19 protein-coding genes are annotated in these 16972 nt (G+C 67.2%); 11 read left to right on the plus strand and 8 right to left on the minus strand.

Annotated features, from left to right (window positions below; genetic code table 11):
• Nucleotides 1-388: 388 nt before the first annotated feature.
• Nucleotides 389-1009 (minus strand): TetR/AcrR family transcriptional regulator, encoded by a 621-nt coding sequence (locus ACFP2T_RS39505; protein WP_377431574.1) that lies wholly within the window; start codon nt 1007-1009, stop codon nt 389-391.
• Between the two features lie 193 nt (nt 1010-1202).
• Here ACFP2T_RS39505 and ACFP2T_RS39510 point away from each other — a divergent pair, with 193 nt between their 5' ends.
• On the plus strand, nt 1203-1658 hold the full coding sequence (locus tag ACFP2T_RS39510) for an anthrone oxygenase family protein (protein WP_377431577.1): 456 nt from the start codon (nt 1203-1205) through the stop codon (nt 1656-1658).
• Between the two features lie 242 nt (nt 1659-1900).
• Here the strand turns inward: ACFP2T_RS39510 and ACFP2T_RS39515 are convergent, their stop codons facing one another.
• On the minus strand, nt 1901-2527 hold the full coding sequence (locus ACFP2T_RS39515) for a TetR/AcrR family transcriptional regulator (RefSeq protein WP_377431579.1): 627 nt from the start codon (nt 2525-2527) through the stop codon (nt 1901-1903).
• Between ACFP2T_RS39515 and ACFP2T_RS39520 the strand changes: the two genes are divergently transcribed.
• From ACFP2T_RS39520 to ACFP2T_RS39530, 3 genes are all read left to right on the plus strand, one after another.
• Nucleotides 2474-3397 (plus strand): hypothetical protein, encoded by a 924-nt coding sequence (locus ACFP2T_RS39520; RefSeq protein WP_377431581.1) that lies wholly within the window; start codon nt 2474-2476, stop codon nt 3395-3397. The two genes, ACFP2T_RS39515 and ACFP2T_RS39520, sit on opposite strands and share 54 nt — an antisense overlap.
• A gap of 163 nt (nt 3398-3560) precedes the next feature.
• Complete coding sequence (locus tag ACFP2T_RS39525) at nt 3561-3902, plus strand: anthrone oxygenase family protein (RefSeq protein ID WP_377431583.1); 342 nt, start codon at nt 3561-3563, stop codon at nt 3900-3902.
• A gap of 59 nt (nt 3903-3961) precedes the next feature.
• On the plus strand, nt 3962-4399 hold the full coding sequence (locus ACFP2T_RS39530; RefSeq protein ID WP_377431586.1) for a hypothetical protein: 438 nt from the start codon (nt 3962-3964) through the stop codon (nt 4397-4399).
• Between the two features lie 394 nt (nt 4400-4793).
• On the opposite strand, the gene ACFP2T_RS39535 is transcribed toward ACFP2T_RS39530, so the two are convergent.
• The gene (locus ACFP2T_RS39535) at nt 4794-5402 is read right to left on the minus strand and encodes a TetR/AcrR family transcriptional regulator (protein ID WP_377431588.1); all 609 of its coding nucleotides are present in this window, start codon (nt 5400-5402) and stop codon (nt 4794-4796) included.
• 65 nt (nt 5403-5467) lie between these two features.
• On the opposite strand from ACFP2T_RS39535, the gene ACFP2T_RS39540 reads away from it, so the two are divergent.
• The 3 genes from ACFP2T_RS39540 to ACFP2T_RS39550 all read left to right on the plus strand — a co-directional run bounded on the left by ACFP2T_RS39540 (nt 5468) and on the right by ACFP2T_RS39550 (nt 8096).
• Nucleotides 5468-6190 carry an SGNH/GDSL hydrolase family protein gene (locus ACFP2T_RS39540; protein WP_377431591.1) on the plus strand — a complete coding sequence of 241 codons (723 nt, stop codon included), beginning with the start codon at nt 5468-5470 and terminating at the stop codon, nt 6188-6190.
• A 269-nt stretch (nt 6191-6459) separates the two neighbouring features.
• Nucleotides 6460-6882 (plus strand): P-loop NTPase family protein, encoded by a 423-nt coding sequence (locus ACFP2T_RS39545; protein WP_377431593.1) that lies wholly within the window; start codon nt 6460-6462, stop codon nt 6880-6882.
• Nucleotides 6883-7385: 503 nt separating this feature from the next.
• Nucleotides 7386-8096: an ATP-binding cassette domain-containing protein gene (locus ACFP2T_RS39550; RefSeq protein WP_377431595.1), complete on the plus strand. Its 711-nt coding sequence runs from the start codon at nt 7386-7388 to the stop codon at nt 8094-8096.
• A gap of 87 nt (nt 8097-8183) precedes the next feature.
• Here ACFP2T_RS39550 and ACFP2T_RS39555 read toward each other — a convergent pair whose 3' ends face one another.
• Nucleotides 8184-10346: a caspase, EACC1-associated type gene (locus tag ACFP2T_RS39555; protein ID WP_377431597.1), complete on the minus strand. Its 2163-nt coding sequence runs from the start codon at nt 10344-10346 to the stop codon at nt 8184-8186.
• Nucleotides 10330-10719: a hypothetical protein gene (locus ACFP2T_RS39560; RefSeq protein ID WP_377431598.1), complete on the minus strand. Its 390-nt coding sequence runs from the start codon at nt 10717-10719 to the stop codon at nt 10330-10332. Before ACFP2T_RS39560 ends, ACFP2T_RS39555 begins: the two co-directional genes overlap by 17 nt.
• Nucleotides 10720-11122: 403 nt before the next feature.
• Here ACFP2T_RS39560 and ACFP2T_RS39565 point away from each other — a divergent pair, with 403 nt between their 5' ends.
• From ACFP2T_RS39565 to ACFP2T_RS39580, 4 genes are all read left to right on the plus strand, one after another.
• Nucleotides 11123-11455 carry a PadR family transcriptional regulator gene (locus tag ACFP2T_RS39565; RefSeq protein WP_377431601.1) on the plus strand — a complete coding sequence of 111 codons (333 nt, stop codon included), beginning with the start codon at nt 11123-11125 and terminating at the stop codon, nt 11453-11455.
• Nucleotides 11452-12066, plus strand: a complete 615-nt coding sequence (locus ACFP2T_RS39570; protein WP_377431604.1) for a hypothetical protein — start codon at nt 11452-11454, stop codon at nt 12064-12066. The genes ACFP2T_RS39565 and ACFP2T_RS39570 overlap by 4 nt, the downstream gene beginning before the upstream one ends.
• 2 nt (nt 12067-12068) lie before the next feature.
• A complete protein-coding gene (locus ACFP2T_RS39575; RefSeq protein ID WP_377431607.1) occupies nt 12069-12350 on the plus strand; it encodes a hypothetical protein in 282 nt (93 codons plus the stop codon).
• Nucleotides 12351-12727: 377 nt separating this feature from the next.
• Nucleotides 12728-13630: a hypothetical protein gene (locus ACFP2T_RS39580; protein WP_377431610.1), complete on the plus strand. Its 903-nt coding sequence runs from the start codon at nt 12728-12730 to the stop codon at nt 13628-13630.
• Nucleotides 13631-13642: 12 nt separating this feature from the next.
• Here ACFP2T_RS39580 and ACFP2T_RS39585 read toward each other — a convergent pair whose 3' ends face one another.
• The 3 genes from ACFP2T_RS39585 to ACFP2T_RS39595 all read right to left on the minus strand — a co-directional run bounded on the left by ACFP2T_RS39585 (nt 13643) and on the right by ACFP2T_RS39595 (nt 16340).
• Nucleotides 13643-14713: an integrase core domain-containing protein gene (locus ACFP2T_RS39585; RefSeq protein WP_377431613.1), complete on the minus strand. Its 1071-nt coding sequence runs from the start codon at nt 14711-14713 to the stop codon at nt 13643-13645.
• A 153-nt stretch (nt 14714-14866) separates the two neighbouring features.
• The gene (locus tag ACFP2T_RS39590) at nt 14867-15724 is read right to left on the minus strand and encodes an SAM-dependent methyltransferase (protein ID WP_377431619.1); all 858 of its coding nucleotides are present in this window, start codon (nt 15722-15724) and stop codon (nt 14867-14869) included.
• A 76-nt stretch (nt 15725-15800) separates the two neighbouring features.
• Nucleotides 15801-16340 (minus strand): hypothetical protein, encoded by a 540-nt coding sequence (locus ACFP2T_RS39595; protein ID WP_377431616.1) that lies wholly within the window; start codon nt 16338-16340, stop codon nt 15801-15803.
• Nucleotides 16341-16972 lie beyond the last annotated feature (632 nt).

Below are 16972 nucleotides of genomic sequence, written 5' to 3' on the forward strand. Positions count from 1 at the left end.
GCCAGCCGCTACCGGAACCATCCTGCCTCAGCAGGCGGCACAACCTATTAGATCCGGATACTCGATCAGCGTGAGCGCCGGACGCCGGGTTGGCCGGATGCGCTGCTCCCCTGCACGGCGGGTCAGGCCCGGATCCGCAGGTAGAGAAGGCTACATCGCCTGACGAGAGGAACGGTTGGCTTGCCGGCAGGGATGATTGGGGTTGTCGAGACTCAAATCATCTGTTGTCGGGAAGCACCCGTTCGGTGAAGAGGATACGTGGTTTGGCAGGCCGGGTGAGGACGCTCAATGAACATTCGCGTCACTACAACGGTCGGCGTCCCATCGGGCGCTGCAGTTGCAGCCCAACGATCCGACCGTCCCGTCGTTGACCTGACCCACCAGCGGATCAAACGCCGGCCCCACCTTGTAGAGGGGCGACGCCATCGTAGGCACCGGTGACGGTCCTGAGGAGCTCGACATTGCTCGGGTAGGTCGCCGAGAGGAGTTCGCGTATTACGGGTTCACGGTCGTAGTCGTCGGCCAGACGTAAGCCGAGGATGACGTTGGCCATCATGCCGGCGGCGAGGGTCTGACTGGCTTGTTCGGGTGTGAGATCGCCGCGGTTGACGAGCACTCGGTAGACGCGGAGGAAGCCGTCTCTGGCGAGTGGCCCGATCTCCGGATCGGTGCCGGCGGTGAAGGCGTGCGCGAGGCAGAGTTGCAATCCCTGCTCCTTGAACAGTTGAAGGTAGGCGAGGCCGATACGCGGTGCGAGGTCGCCAGGTGCGTCGTCGTCGATCGTCTGCTCGAACACCTCGACCACTCTGTCGAGCGCGTGCTCGATCGCGGCTCGGATGAGCGCGTCTTTGCTGCCGAACAGGGACACCACGTAGGGCTGGCTCACGGCGGCCTCGCGGGCGATGTCTGCCGTGGTGGTTGCGGCGAAGCCCTTGCTGCCGAAGATCCGGATCGCCGCAGCGAGCACGGAAGCGCGTCGCTGGGACGAGGAGTTTCGTTTCTGGCCCATGGTTGACATGTTATCAATCAATCAATAACCTTTGCGCTGCGCTGCCGATCGGCCACCTCGGCGGGAGCACCGGCGATCGCGGCGATCGGCTCCATCCGTGCTTTTCATGTGCGGTGTCACGTCGCGGATGCTGCGGCACAGCTCGCCGATGGGGCGTGACACTGTGCAGTCCGGCACGATGAGAGGACCGGGTATGGACGTGCTGATGTTCGCCACCGTCGCGGTGCTGGGGTTCACGGCGTGCGCCGAGTTCGGCTCCTATGCTTTTGTGCATCCGGTGGTCAAGCGTCTGGCGCCGCGTGACCACATCCGGGTCGAACAGGGTCTGCTGCGTACCTTCGGGATTGTGATGCCGGTGCTGATGACGGCTTCGCTCGTGCTGGCTATCAGCTACGCGGCCCGCCCTGATGGGGCGGGGTTGCCCGAGGTGTTGCGTTGGGTTGCGGCCGCGACCTGGGCCACGGGCATCGTCACGACCGTGGTCGTGAACGTGCCGATCAACCTGTCCACACTGCGCTGGGACAAGGATTTCCCTCCGGAGCGCTGGCAAGAGCGTCGTAACCGCTGGGAGTGGTTTCAGGGATACCGTTCGTGGGCCTATCTCGCGGCCTTCCTGCTCGTCGCTCTCTCGGTCGCCACGGTCGGCTGAGAGAGTGTGGGGTTACCCGTTGACCACGTGAAGTGAGTTGACGGGATCCGTTGTGGTGTAGGGGATTACAGAAGCGGATACCGGATCAAGTGCGACCGGCTTGCCGACGGTCAGTCGCGGCCAGTACCCGCCTGGCTTTGGATGCGGTGCCCGTGGGACGAGGTGGAGTGGCCTTCGTGGTCGTCGTCTACCTCGTAATCTTCCGTACCAGGACGGCCTGTCATGAGGCGCCTCATGACACTTCAGGTCAGGAGTTCGCGGGCCAGGGCCTCGGTCCACCAGCGTTCGACTTGATCGGGTTGCCAGCCGCGTTCGTTGGTCAGTGTGGTGTAGACGTCGATGTTGCAGATCGCCGCGTAGATGTCGACGGCCGACGGTATGTCCAATCCTTGCCGGAGAACGCCACCCGGCCACGACGAGAACACCTGGATCCTGGTTTCGTCCCCCCGCTGACGGCCGGCGTGGTAGACGCTCGCCAGCTCGGGCTCGGTGCGGCCCGCCTCGCGCACGAGCGTGATGACGTCACCGGCGCGCTCGAAGAGACGCCGGTCGTAGCCGGCCATCGCCGCGAGCTGCCGCACCGGATCGTTCCCGGCCTCTTCCAGTTCGGCGAGCGACTGCGGTGGATTCGCCGCGATGTCTGCCGCGTCGGCCAGGGCTTGGATCAGCCCGGTCTTGTTCCCGTACACCGCGTAGACGGTCGGCACCGAGACCCCGGCCTCCCGCGCCACGTCACGTACCGTGGTCGCCGCCCAGCCCCGGGAGAGGAACAGCCGACGAGCGGCGCTGGCGATCTCACCCCTGGTCTCTGCCGCTTGCGCCGCCCGGCGCAGCGACTCGTACCTGCGCCTGCCTGCCTCGGCGGTCATGGCTTGCCTCCTTCGCTTTCCGTACCTTATATTGAATACATGTCACGTAAACTCCGCGTCGAACGAATCACCTGGACGTTCTCACGGATCGCCGGACTCGCCGGACTCGGCTTCGCCATCCTGATCGTCTCCATCAACGCCTTCCTGGTACCAGCCGGCCTGCCCCACACCGGTGCGGAGACCAACGACGTTGTCCAGTTCTTCACCACCCAACAGAACACCGTCGGCCTCGCGTCAGCGCTCGCACCGATCGCCTGGGTGCTGGCCACCCTGTTCGGCGCCGGCGCGGTCTCCGTGCTGTGGCGATCCGATCGCGAGCAAGGCACAGCCTGGTCCCTGGTCGGATTCGCCGGGGTGATCCTGCAGAACATCACCTTCACCGGCGTGATGGCCACCCGGCTCGCGCTCGCGTCAACGACCGCGCAGGACAGCAGCACGATCGCCGGACTCTGGGCACTGCACAATGCGCTGTTCATCTTCAACGGCACCTTCCTGGCACTGGCCATGACCGGCCTGTCCATCAGCGGCCGACGCGCTGGCCTGATCCGCCGCTGGCACAGCGGGATCGGCCTGCTGGCCGCCGCACTCCAGTTCGGCTCGGCCGTGCTGAGCCCTTTGGTCATCGACGACCCCGGTCCGGTCGGTCTCCTCGGCCTTGTCGGCTGGCTGATCTGGGTCGTGTGGATCGTCGCCTACAGCATCACCCTGATCCGCCCGACATCCGTTCCCATCCAGGCGATACCGAATAACCGACGCACCGGTCCCGTTGAGTCACTTCGATCAGACCATCGGCAGGCCGATCCACCCGCCGGCCAGCGTCGCCATCCAGCACAGCAGCGCGTCGAACCGCCGGAGAGCGCGCAGGCATAGACATCCGCTCACCGCACGAGCGTGCGTTCGGCAGTTGGACGATGGCGTACGGAGAGTGACGGGGCGCCGGTGTCCAGAGCGCCCGCGCTCGGCGGCAGATCCGTGCACGTGACCTTGGCGAGGCAGCCCCGCGGCGTCATCCTTGCGGCTAGTCCGAGTGCCGGTGCGGTACGTCGGGCGATTCCTGGAGCTGCCTGATGCCGTCAAGCAGTTCGTCCCAAAGGCTCTCCGCAGCCTTGCGCTGACCATCGCCGTCGCCAGCTCCAGCGGCTCGCCTTCAGCGCGGTGGTACTGGGTCGCGGTGGTCGCCTTCGGCTCGGCGATCGGGTTCACGGTCATCGTCAATGTCCCTATCAACATCGCCACGGGGTCCTGGAACATCGATGATCCACCGGTGGACTGGGAACGCACCCGCCGCCGCTGGGAAGCGTTCCAGGGCGTGCGGCCCTGGCTACTGCTCGCCGGATTCGTCTTAGTCGCCATCGGCACAGCAGACATCGCATGACCGCGAAACCGCCACCACCAGCCAGACCACGTCACCACACCATCGAGAACGGAGCCACCATGACGCAAGAGACCACCGCCCCGCCCGTGCGCCGGAAAGTCACCGACACTCTCATCGCCATCAGCTGGCTCACCCTGCTCGGGGTCATGTTCGGCGGCTACTCGCTGCTGCGACTGCTGACCGAGATCGGCATCGATGCGCATGCCGAACAGTTCTTCCGCGCCGGTCATGCTCACGCCGGCATCCTCACCGCGATCGGCATCCTCTATGTAATGTCGGCGAATCGGGCCGGTCTGTCCGATCGCGCCACGATCATCAGCTTCCTCGTCTATTTCACGGGGATGGGGCTGCTCTCCGGTGGCTTCTTCGTGCACATGGCATTGGGATCCCCTGGAAAGAGCTCCCTGGGAACCTCGGTCATGGCGCCGGTGGGAAGCGTGCTGCTGGCCACGGCGATCGTCTACCTGACCTTCCGACTCTTCCGTCGGCGCTCCTGAACGACGGCCCGGATAGCCGACCCTCCCCGGATAACTCGACTCTTCCAGGGCCTGATCGAAGAGAGTGAGATACAGGCCTCGAACTGCAGAGCCGCGTACGCCATGAAGTACACAGCAGCCATTGACGTCGGTACGTCCGCGAGGGCAGGCCGCGAGCATTCGTCGACTACGCTAAGTCACCGCAAGCGGGGACGGCGGTGCCCGGATCCGCCGACGACAGTGCGTCTGATCTCCGTCACCGGAAAGCAGGGTGGCAGATTCCAGATCGTTGAACAACGCGGCTTTCGCCTCTCCGTGTGCTCACCTGCCCGAAGGGCGAATCAGGCCGATGTAATCCGCGCACGGAACGGCCCCATATCGTAACGCCCACCCTCCGCGGAGAGGTGAACATGAATTACTCGGCAGCTATTCGGTTCGCCAGCGCGCTCTGAACTGAGGCAGCTGCGCGCTCAGTGGTGTCGCCGGCTCCGACGGCGAAGCTTCGCCAGTAGTGGCGAAGGTCGCCATGATCGTCCGGATCTGCCGGGCGATAACCCGCGAGCTCCAGCGAGACGAGACCGTGCACTTGACACCACAACTGGTGGGCCAGGATCCGAGGCTCCACCGGCCGGAAGCGGCCGGCCTGTGTACAGCGTTGAATCGTGTCGCGAGCGACCGCAAGAGTCCGCCGTCCGATCCGACGGTCATCGTCGGTCAACTCGAAGCCGGCGACTTCGGATCCTCCGAACATCACCCGGTACAGGTGCGGGGCACCATGCGCCGCCCGGCGGTACGCCAGGATGAGCCCGACCACGTCTGCCACCGGGTCGTCGGACCTCGAGACTGAGGCAAGCTCGGCGCCGAGGCGCCGGAATCCTTCACGCATCACCTCGCGCACCAGCTCCGGCATCCCCCCGAAATGCGTGTAGACGGTCGTGCTCGATGTGCCGAGTTCCTTGCCCAACCTGCGGGCGGACAACGAACGCGGTCCCTCAGCCGCCAACAGGCCGGCAGCCACCTCCACCAACTGCGACCGCAGGTCTCGCCTAATACGTGCCACTCGGATAACGTAACACCGTTACAGAATCGATGACGAACGGGGCAGCAATGCGTCAGCGACTACTGCGAGAGATTCCCCTGCTGAGCGAGGCAGGCGGAGAAGACCACGGCGAAACGGCCGGTAGCGGTGAACCCTTGCGCCTGGCCGTACTGGGCGACTCGGCAGCCGCCGGCGTAGGAGCCCCCAACCACCAGGTCGCGCTGGCCGGGCAAACCGCCGACACCCTCGCCGTCCTCACCGGCCGGGCATTGTCCTGGCGCGTCACCGCACGCTCGGGTGCGACCGCCCGCACCATCCGCCGAGACCTCGTTCCGCGCCTCACCGACCCGCACACCCAGTGGCGGCCCGATATCGTGTTGCTGGTGGTCGGCGTCAACGACGCCATGCGACTACGACCGCCAGCCGCATTCCGCCGCGACGTCGCCCTACTCGTCGCGACCATCCGCAGCCATCTGGGCACACCGGTCCCAGTACTGCTCGCGGGGCTGCCCCCGGTCAGCCGGTTCCCGCTGCTTCCCACCCCACTACGACAACTGCTCGGCATCTACGCGCGCCGGCTCGATCACCAACTGCACCGTCTGGCCCGCCCCGAGAAGGACGTCTTCCACCTACCTGTGGGAAGCCTGCCGATCTACCGCCCGGACTTCTTCGCCGAAGACAAATTCCATCCCGGCCCGGCCGGATATCGGGCATGGGGAAGAATCCTCGGCATGCACGCCGCCACCGTGCTGGAGTATTCCGAAATGACCTAGGAACGGCACATCAATCTGTGGGCTACATGACGGCCAAGGCCTGTAGAACCACGAATCACCAACGTTTCCCGGCGTCCTCAACTGCCGCGATCCGCGCCCGAGGCATCCGCTAGGCGGTGACCGAGTGTAGTGGGCCGGCGCCAGTGCTGTGGACGGCAGCCGCAGGGCGGCGGGCATCGATCCCGTCGCTCCACACCAACGTCATGAACATGTGCGTGACGTGTTCGCCCAGCTCAAGGCCATCAATGACACTTAGGGCGGCGGGTAAGGTGGAGCAGGACTACTTGCGCCGGATCGTGCTTCGGGAACGCGATGTCGATGGTGGTCTCGCCCCCGAGTTGATCTCCCAGACTGCTCGGCTGGCGTTGCGCCACGGCTACCACGTGGTCCTCGAAGGGATCCTCGTCTCTCACCGCTACGGGGCGATGATTTCGGCGTTGCGCCGGGACCACCAGGGCGACACGCACGTGTTCTACCTGGACGTGACGCTTGAGGAGACGTTGCGTCGGCACACGCTCCGGCCGCAGGCGAGCGAGTTCACCGCCGAGGACATGCGCGGCTGGTACCTGCACCGCGACCTCCTCGGCTTGCCCGGCGAGATGGTGATCCCGCAGCGATCCTCGCTGGACGAGACGGTGCTGCTCATCGAGCGGGCCGCTGCGTTGGCCGTGCTCAGCCCGGTCGGAAGCTGAACCGTCGCGCGAGCGGCGCCGCTCGCCGCGCGGCCCTCAGCGCGCACCAGAGGTCAGGCTGGACTTGGAGGCGCCGGACCTAACTATTTGGGCGGCCTGAGATTCGTCGAAGCCGGTCGTTGCCGAGCCCTCCGGACCTTCCGGTAGTCGAACTGGCTGCATTTGATTATTTTTTCGCTGTACCCGACTTAGCTGTCGGTGATTCGTTCGACAGAGATGATGTTGTGGGGCTCAACTGCGACACAGGCGCAATCATGGCCATAAATGCTTGATCTTCCAATGGGTTCTCCGCGAGTCTTCGAGTACACGTACATGCGGGCGGGTTCAGCTGCGTAGACAGGAACCGGCCGCGTGCGGACGCGCTGTACTACCGGGACTTCCTGACCTTCCTGGAGCGGGCCGACGGGCGTACCCGGGGCGGTGGGGGCGAGCCGGTCTCCGGCTTCGAGGAGATCCGGGTCGAGGAGGTCAGCCTGAGCTATCCGGACACCGAGCGGCCGGCGGTGGACCGGGTCAGCCTGACCGTACGCCGGGGTGAGGTCATCGCCCTGGTCGGCGAGAACGGTTCCGGCAAGACGACCCTGGCCAAACTGCTCGCCGGGCTCTACCAGCCGACCGGGGGCAGCATCCGGTGGGACGGGGTGGACATCAGCACCCTGGACCCGACCAGCGTCGGCGGATGCGCCGCGGTGCTGAGCCAGGACTGGTGGCGGTTCCCATTCACGGCCCGGCAGAACATCACCATCGGCCGGTACGACCGGCCCGACGGCGCCGGACCGTCCGTTGTGGATGCCGCGAGGGCCGCGTCCGCGCACGACATGGTCACCGGCTTGCCGCGCGGCTACGACACCCTGCTCGACCGCAGCTTCCGGGACGGCCACGACCTCTCCGGCGGGCAGTGGCAACGCCTGGTGGCCGCCCGTGGGCTCTACCGGGAGGGTCGGCTGCTGATCTGCGACGAGCCGTCCGCCGCACTGGACGCCCGGGCCGAGCACGCGCTGTTCCAGCAGCTACGCCGGCATCCCGACCGGACGATCGTGCTGATCACGCACCGACTGGCCAACGTCCGGCACGCCGACCGGATCTACGTCATGCGGGACGGGAGACTGATCGAGGAGGGTGACCACGACCAGCTCATCGCGGCCGGCGGGCTCTATCGGGAACTCTTCGACCTCCAGGCCAGCGGGTACGCAAATAGGATTAATTGTACCTGATGCAACAAACCGCAAGGCGGGGTGGAGCGCTTGGTGGCGCTCTGGTCGTCGCCGGAGAGGTTCATCCGGGTTAGCGCTGCGCGTACGTTATCCGTCATCGCCCCAGAGTCGGATGGTTTTGTCGTTGCTTGCGCTGGCGAGCAGGCGTCCGTCGGGGCTGAATGCCACCGCCCTCACCCCGCCGGCGGTGAGGGGGTCGCCGACGGGCTGGCCGGCGGCCAGGTCCCACAGCCACACACCGCCGCCGCCGATGGCGAGCAGGCGCCCGTCAGGGCTGAATGCCACCGCACCCACCAAGCTGGTGTGACCAGCCTCCGGGCTCAGACCGTCCGACCGAGAAGATCTCCACAGCAGACCCAACAAACCAATCACAAGGTGGCCGACCGGCTGGCCGGTGGCCAGGTCCCACAGCCACACGACTCTGTCGTCGCTAATGCTGGCGAGCAGGCGCCCGTCGGGACTGAATGCCATGGCGCCGCTGCCGCCCAACATTGACGGCGCCGCACTCACCCAGTCGGTGTGGTCGGTGCGGAGTTGGCCGACCGGCTGGCCGGTGGCCGGGTCCCACAGCCACACCGTACCGCGGTCGCAGCTGGCGAGCAGGCGCCCGTCGGGACTGAATGCCACCGCCCTCACCCAGCGGGTGTGGTCGGTGCGGAGTTGGCCGACCGGCTGGCCGGTGGCCGGGTCCCACAGCCACACCGACTCGTCGTCGCCGCTGGCGAGCAGGCGCCCGTCGGGGCTGAACGCCACTGCCCTCACCCAGTCGTGGTGGGTGAGGTGTTGGTCGGGCAACTGGCCGGTGACCGGATCCCACAGCCACACCGTACGGTCTACGCCGCTGGCGAGCAGGCGCCCGTCGGGGCTGAACGCCACCGCCCTCACCGACCTTGCGCGGCTGATGGTGGTTCGGCTGACCGGCTGGCCGGTGGCCGGGTCCCACAGCCACACCGTGTCGCCGCCGCAGCTGGCGAGCAGGCGACCGTCCGGGCTGAACGCGACCGCGTTCACGGGTTTGCGCAACCCCCAGCCAGTACGACTACCGAAGACGGTAGTTCGGGTGAAGCCTTTACCCGCGTTCACGGGTATGCGAAACCCCCAACCACTACGACCCTTGATGACCTGCAGGCAACGTTGCGGGACTACCGGGCGTGGCGCGCCGTCTGCCGTCGGGTGGGCCGGTCTTGGGACCTGGGCAACGCCTCGAACCCGCGGACCCAGCGTTCCGCCGGAGTGGTCTTCGGCTGGCGTGGGCGGGGTGGGCAGTTTCGGCGCGTGGAGCAGATCCCCAGCGGCGATGGCGACGGCGGGGCTGTCCTGGGAGGCGACAAGTTGCAGGGCCTGCTGCGCGGCGAGGACCTGCCGCGGGTCGGTGGAGGTAAGCCAGGTGCCGAGGGTGGCCACCGCGCCGAGGCGGATGTCCGGGTACGGGCTGTCGAGGCTCAGCCGCAGCGCTTCCGGCAGCGCGGCCGCCGTAAGGGCGATGCCGTGTGGATTGCGGGCCAGGACAATCTCGCCCTCGGCGCCGTACAGCCAGCGTTGCGGGCTCTGTGCACCGCCAGCGGCCCTGACCTGGTCCGCGGCGTAGGCGTAGGCGTCCTCCACGGAGATGTAGCCATCGCCGTCACGGTCGGCCTTCCCGCTGCGCAGCCCGTCGACCAGGCCGGCGGTGAACACCGACCGGGAAGCGGTGGCACCGGCGAGCGGCGTGCCCTCGTAGGAGTACTCCCCGCTCCGGGACGCGGTCAACACCGCCCGACCGCGTCCGGCCCCGACCAACCGACGCTGCAGGTCCACCTCGGTGCCGCCTTTGGTGTTGGCGAACGCGCCGCTGAAGCAGCAGTCCAGGATCAGCACCTGCCGGCGGGCCCGGCACTCCTCCAGCCGATCCAGCAGCCACGCCGCCTCCACCCCGGTTGAGCTCAGCTGCGCCTTGACGGTGTCAGTCGCGGCGAGGTGCAACCGTCCCCACGCGTCGAGCACACCGTGGCAGGACAAATACACGACCACCAGGTCGTCCACGCCGCGGCCGGCCAGGAACGCGTCGACCGCCCGACGGATCTCGTACTCCGGCCGGTCCAGCACTGACGTCACGGTGAACCCGCCGATACCAGGGTCGGCCAGCACGTCGATCATCTCGGCGGCGTCCTGCGCCGGGGCGCGCAGCTTCGCGAACCCGGCATCGGCGTAGCTGGCGGTGGCCACGACCAACGCCAACCGCGGCCCGGGCAGGTCAGGAGCCGGGTGCATGCCGGGCGAGCCACACGTTGACCAACTGCTCCTGCTGCTGCGCCGTAGCACCGGTGACCTTGACCGTGTCGCCGTCGATCGTGACCTCGACCGTACGACCGTTGCGGGACGCCCATTCCCGCACCCGCGCCACCACGACCCGCAGCCCGGCCACGCCCAGCCGTACGCCCAACACACCCGCCAAACTGGACAAGCCCTTCGCCCCCTCCGGGGCGGTGTCCTCGGTCAGCGGCTCGACCAGCTCGACGTCCAGGTCGAGCAGCTCAGCACGCAGCCGCCGGGCCAGCCCCGCCAACTCCTCTCGCTCGCCGTCCTCCTGGTCACCATCGGCCGGAATGACCCGCACGACCAGGTCTGCGCCGTCATCTATCACGCCTGCCCCCAAACCCAGGAAGTGCCGAACGCCTTCAGCCGCGATCGGCCGCCGACCGCGAACGGTTGCCTCGACCGACAGCTACCGATATCACAACCGCAGAAGCGCTGTCGCCCCCCAACCCGTCGAGACCTCCCCACCGTCCACCGCCAGGCACGAACGAATCAACCCCACCATGACCGAAGACCTGTCTTCCGCCGTGGTCGCAGAGCTTTTCGCTACGACATCCAGACCACAGACAAGTGGTCCCGCATCCGGAAACCTGACTGGTCTCGCTACATCCGAGACCGCCAAGCATGACCAAACTGGAGGAATACCGCATGAAACAAATGCCGACCATGCATCAGTTGGAATGACGTCTCGCCTAGGTTGAAGTCTAGTTAGGGCTTGGTAGAGTACGAGCATGCCCAACCCCCGGATGACACTGCCCACCCAGGCGGTGCTGCGTACGCTGCTGGAAGACCCGTCGCACGAGTTCTACGGGCTGGAGCTCTGCGCCGCCGCCGGGCTCGCCAGCGGCACCATCCACCCCATCCTGGCCAGGCTGGAGAGTCTCGGCTGGCTGAGGTCCCGCTGGGAGGAGCTGGACCCGCACGAGGCCGGACGCCCGCGCCGCCGGTACTACTCCCTCACCTCCGACGGGGCCGTCCAGGCGCTCCGGGCGCTGGCCCAGGCCGACGCGCGCGTCGCCCGGCTCGGCGTCCTCCGGCCGAGGTTCACCGGGGCGCAGCCGTGACCGGGCCGGGGCGCCCGGCGGAGGCGTCCATCGAAAGCACGGTCAGCAACGCCCTGCGGCACGCCGACACCGCCGACGACGTCGTGTTGCGGGTCCTGGCCGGCCTTCGCGCGGCCGGCGACCCGCGCGTGGCCCCGGAGCCACACCGGGCGTCGCTCGACTGGCCGCTGCCGCGACGGGTCCCGGGCCGCGATCCCGGCCCCTACGCCCCGTGGGCCGACCGGCCACTCGTCCCGGCCGTCCGCGAGGCGTCGGCCATCGCCCAGAACACCAGCAACTACCTGCGGGGCTGGCGACTGGGCAACGAGGCCGTCCGCGCCGCCAGGCCGGCCGCGGCGGTGGCCACCCCGATCCAGCCACCCCCGGCGGTACCCGGCGGGGTCCGGCGCCGGGTCGCCGCCCGTCCCGGTGCCGCCGCCCTGCGCCTGGTCGGGTTCGTCGTGCAGGTGCTGCCGGCCCGGGAACGCCCTCGCTACGACGAGGAGTTCCGGGCCGAGCTGAGCCGGCTCGGCGGCCTGCACCAGCTCGGCTACGCCACCCGCCTGCTGCTGTCGATGTTCGCCCTCCGGCGCGCGCTGCGGCAGACGGCGGACCAGATCGAGGCGGAGTAGTCATGCTGCGCAGAGCGGGGACGGTCGCGGCGGGCGGCGGCCTGGTCACCGGCCTGTCGATGGTGGACTGGCCGGCGCTGCTGGCGCTGCTCGCGGTCAGCGCCATGGCGATCACCGCCACCTGCTGGATCGTGAGCGACCGGGAACGCCCGAAGCGGCTCGCGCTGCTGATCCGTACCTGGCGCGGGCAGCCGCCCCGACCGTCGGCCGCCCGGGCGTCGCGGCCGAGGCCGAGAGCCGTCGCGCCCGCCCGGAAGGTCGCCCGGGCCCCCGACGGTCGATGACGAACCGGTCGCGCCGGGCGAGGTGCGGTTGGTGTGGTTCCTTTCCGACCATCGACCGGACCGCTACCCTCGTCGCCGTGGACGCGTTACCGCCGACCACCCAGCCAAACAACCGGCTCCGCGCACTCCTGGCCGATGCGGGCTGGGGAGCCGACGCCTTGGCTCGACGTATCAACGCGGCAGGGACCCGGGATGGCCGCGTCATCCACGTCAAGACTCCGTACAAATGGCTCTCACGGGGCGAAGTCCCACACGGTGACATTCCGGACCTTGTCGTCGGGTTGCTGTCTCGGGCGCTCGATACGGATCTCACCTACGAGGACGTCTGGGGCGTGGAACCCCGCCGGCCGCCGGCCGCTCTGCCGGCGGACCACGAGATGGATCTACCCTGGACAGGCACAGGCCTGCTCAGCACCCTGGGAGATCTCGTGCCGACCCGCCGCACCTTCATCGCGCTGACCGGCGCCGCCCTGACGGGCCCGGCCTGGGCCGCGCTCCAACATCCGGCGCCGGCCCTGGTCGCGGCCGACGGCGGGTCCGTCACCCCGCCGTTGCTGACGATGATCGACGCCGTGGTCAGTCACGCTCAGCAGCTCGACGACCAGCAAGGCGGCGGCGCGCACCGGTTCGTCGTCGACCAGTTCGTCGCGGTCAGCCGGCTCCTGCGGCGCAGTGCCTACGACGTGGCGACCGGCCGTCACTTGGCCGCCGCTCTCGCACAGCTGGGACAGACCGCAGGTTGGATGGCGTTCGACGCCGGCGACGACGGCCGCGCCCAGCGGTGGTACCTCACCGCCCTGCGCGCGGCGCACGCCGCCGAGGACAAGGGCATCAGTGCCAGCATCCTGGCCCTGATGTCCAATCAGGCGGCCGACCGGGGCTACGCCCTCGACGCGCTCCAGCTGGCGTCCGCCGCGCAAGAAGCGGCGACCGGCACCCCGGCCGCGGTCCGGTCACTAGTCGCCGCCCGCAGCAGCCTGGCCCACGCCGCCGCCGGCGACCTCGCCGGCTTCTGCCGGATGCACGACGACACCCTCGAACTCCTCGGCACCGCTCGAAACGAGGAGCTGCCGACCTGGGCGTCCTACATCGATCGGGTCGAGCTGGACGCCATCACCGGCCGAGGAATGGTCGTACTGGCGCAACACGTATCCGTGCGGCGCCAGTCCCTCCTTGAGCAGGCGATGGAACTCCTGCACGCCCGCGCCCACACCGATCCGTCCGCGCCGCCGCAACGGTCCGCGCTGCGCCACGGAGCCTGGCTCGTGTGCCGTTCGTAAACTCGGTTCTGGCTACGCTGCCTGCAAATATTCGCTGATCGTGCCGTGGAGGATCTTCCGCCGGTTTACCCGGACCGTGGCCAGGTCGGCCACCGGTGGAGGTGGTGTCTCGCGGTTCGGTGGGCGTTGGGCTCGGCCCTGATGGGGTCGGTGATCGTTGTAGTGCCTGACGTACTCGTCCAGCACGAGGTGCAGGTGCCGCGGGTTGTAGATCAGCATCCGGTCCAGGCACTCCCGACGTACCGTGCGTACCCACCGTTCGGCGTGAGCGTTGGCTCGCGGTGCGCCGGGCGGGCTGCGCAGGATCTCGATCCCTTCGGCGGTGAACACGTCGTCGAACATGGCGGTGTACTTGGTATCCCGGTCCCGGATCAGGAACTTGAACCGGGCCCCTCGGTCCCCGAGGTCCATCATGAGGTTGCGGGCCTGCTGAGTTACCCACACCCCGGTCGGGTTCGTGGTCGCGCCGAGGATGTGTACCCGCCGGGTCGCGATCTCGATCAGGAACAGCACGTAGACGCGGATCAGGCCGATCGTGTCGACGTGCAGGAAATCGCAGGCGAGGATCCCCCTGGCCTGGGCGGCCAGGAACTGGGTCCAAGTCGGCCCGATCCGCCGCGGTGCCGGATCCAGCCCGGCCCCTGTGAGGATCTTCCACACGGTGCTGGCTGCGATCCGGTAGCCGAGGCCGACCAGTTCGCCCTGGATCCGCCGGCAGCCCCAGGTCGGGTTCTCCTGGGCCAGCCGCAGGACCAGCCTGCGCACGTCCCCTCGAATTGACGGGCGACCCGGACGCCTCGGGTACGTCCACCGTCGGGCGACTAGGTCGCGGTGCCACCGCAGCAGGGTGGCCGGGGTAACGAAGAAACTCGCCCACCGCGGTCGGGGCAGCAGACGCGACAACACCGACAACACCGCCCGATCCGCTGGCTCGAGATCCGGACGGCTGACCTGCCGATGCAGGACCGCAACCTGGTGTCGCAGCACAAGGATCTCGACCTCCTTGGACCGCTCGCCGCGCAAACCAAGCACGATCAACTGCATGATCTGACACAGGAACAGGTACCCACACGACAGGATCATGGACGTCAGCATGGCCATCAACACACGCCCGACGTCACACAAAACCGCACTTCACGGGCCATGACCGAGTTTCCGAACGGTACAGGCCGCAAACGCAACCCGCATACATGTGACAGGGATGGGTCAGAGCGGCGGAGCCGCACGGATTGATGCCTAGCTCTTGCGGCCTATCCCACCACGTACGCCGCTGCGGATGGGGTCATCAGCGAAATCCTCGTCACCTGCGGGCCGCCACGACGGGAGCCACGTCAGCCCCGGCTCCACCAACGCGAAGTCGCCGAAGAAGTCCGCGACCTGCTCACGGGTACGTAACGTAAAAGGCAGCGCTGCCCCCTGCCGGTAGGCTGCTCGCCCTGCTTCTAGCTGTTCAGGTGTGAACGACTCGGGCGCCACATGACTGATTACCAGATGGCTTCCAGGGGCTAGCGCATTCCGCAGGTGAGCTACCGCGGCGTGCGCGGCGTCGTGATCGGAGACGAAGTGCAGCACCGCTACGAGGAGCACGGCGACCGGTTTGTCGAAATCGATGAGCCGGTGCAGATCATCATGCTTTAGCTGCTCCAGGATGTCGCCCGGATGTGTCAGGTCACCTTCCAACGCTGTCGCGTTGTCGTTGCCGGCCAGGAGTTGATTTGCGGTGAATACTGCCACCGGGTCGATGTCGACGTAGACGATTCTCGACTCCGGCACAATCCGCTGAGCGATCTCATGTACATTCCCCTGAGTGGGGATCCCCGATCCAATGTCGAGGAATTGATCCATCCCCTGATCAGCCAGATAAGTCACCGCGCGACCGAGGAACGAACGGTTAACGCCCGCCTGGCGGGGAAACAGCGGGTTCGCCCTCATGACTTCCTGCGCAACCTTCCGGTCTGCGGCGAAGTTGTGACTACCACCCAGGAGATAGTCGTAGACCCGCCCTGAGTTCGCCCGACCCCGATCCAGGCCAGCCATCCACGGCTCATCCTCGTCATGCATGCGAAAAGACTCTCCTTCGATGTTGAACTCCATCACCGGTCAAACGGCCCGCCGTCATCGTCGTCGACTGTCCGCGGGGCCTCGCCACGCAGGCAACACGCATCACATGTCAGGCAGAGGTTCCAGGATCGTCAGGCAGTCCCTCCGCCTGACGCACGATCCGCGCCATGGCTCGGAGCGTCTTGAGACTGGGCTGAGAGATACCTCTAAACAGGAGCGCCGTCTCGGCAAGCCCGGGATCCTCCAGCACTGCGGCAACCTCGGGACGCCCTTGAACCTCAAGCCCAACAGAACCACCCAAGAGATCATCAATCTTTTCGAAGCCGAAGAACGCGGTCAGCGCCCGCAGCAGCTGGAGGTTCGGGTTGTCTCTTTGGCCGGTGAAGAGGCTGTGAAGGTACTGGCCGCTGACCCTCACGCCCCACCTTCTAGCCAGCTCCTCGGCGAGGCTGACGTAGCTGTAGCGCTCACCTGCGGCGTTCCGGGATTTCTCGAAAAGCATGGTGAGTCGCTCGGCCAGCGTATGGCTATCGCCAGAAGACACATCGCCTCCGTCTGTCGATGCCCCATCAGGATGATCTTTTCTTCCATCGACGTTGGTATTGACGCCGGCTGGCAGGATGAGTTTATGCTTGCCTGGGAGTTTCATCAACTGGTTGGCCGAAGTTCGATGATCGTGCCTGGTCAGAGGCTTGGACGCCGGCCGCGCTGGGGCGACAACCTCGCGCTCTGGAGGGGGGCGCGGGCAATCTCAGGTGGAGTCCGTGACCGACTGAGCGAGGGGGCGTTCCGGTCCTCGGACCGACGCACGTCGAACGCGGATCGCCCGGCTTCGGTGTACGGATCGTGGGCACGGCAATGGGGAGGCAAGTTAGCCATGGACAGCACTGAACGGCAAGTCGAGGACGTCGCACCCGGCCTCATCCTGCGGAGGGAACGTCGACGAAAGCAGTGGTCACAGCGCAGGCTGATTGACGAAATGCAAGTTGTCGCTGCCCGTCGCGGGCTATCGCTGGCAACGGTGAAATCCCTCAAATCACAGGTCTCACGTTGGGAACGGGGCCATCGGGTACCTGACGGGTACAACCGGCAGGTGCTCTGTGAGGCGCTGGGAATCACCCTCGAAGACCTCGGACTGGGGGGTTCGACGGGTTCGTGAGATCCAGAGGGTGCTTCAAGCAGAGCGGACGGGGAACCTATTGATCTCCTCAGGGGGTCGGCTAGCCTCGATGATTCGCGGTAGAGCGGCGGTGTTGCCGGGCCAGCCAGTTTGATCGAGTT

The sequence above is a fragment of the Plantactinospora solaniradicis genome (assembly GCF_042658085.1).
GTDB lineage: Bacteria > Actinomycetota > Actinomycetes > Mycobacteriales > Micromonosporaceae > Plantactinospora > Plantactinospora solaniradicis.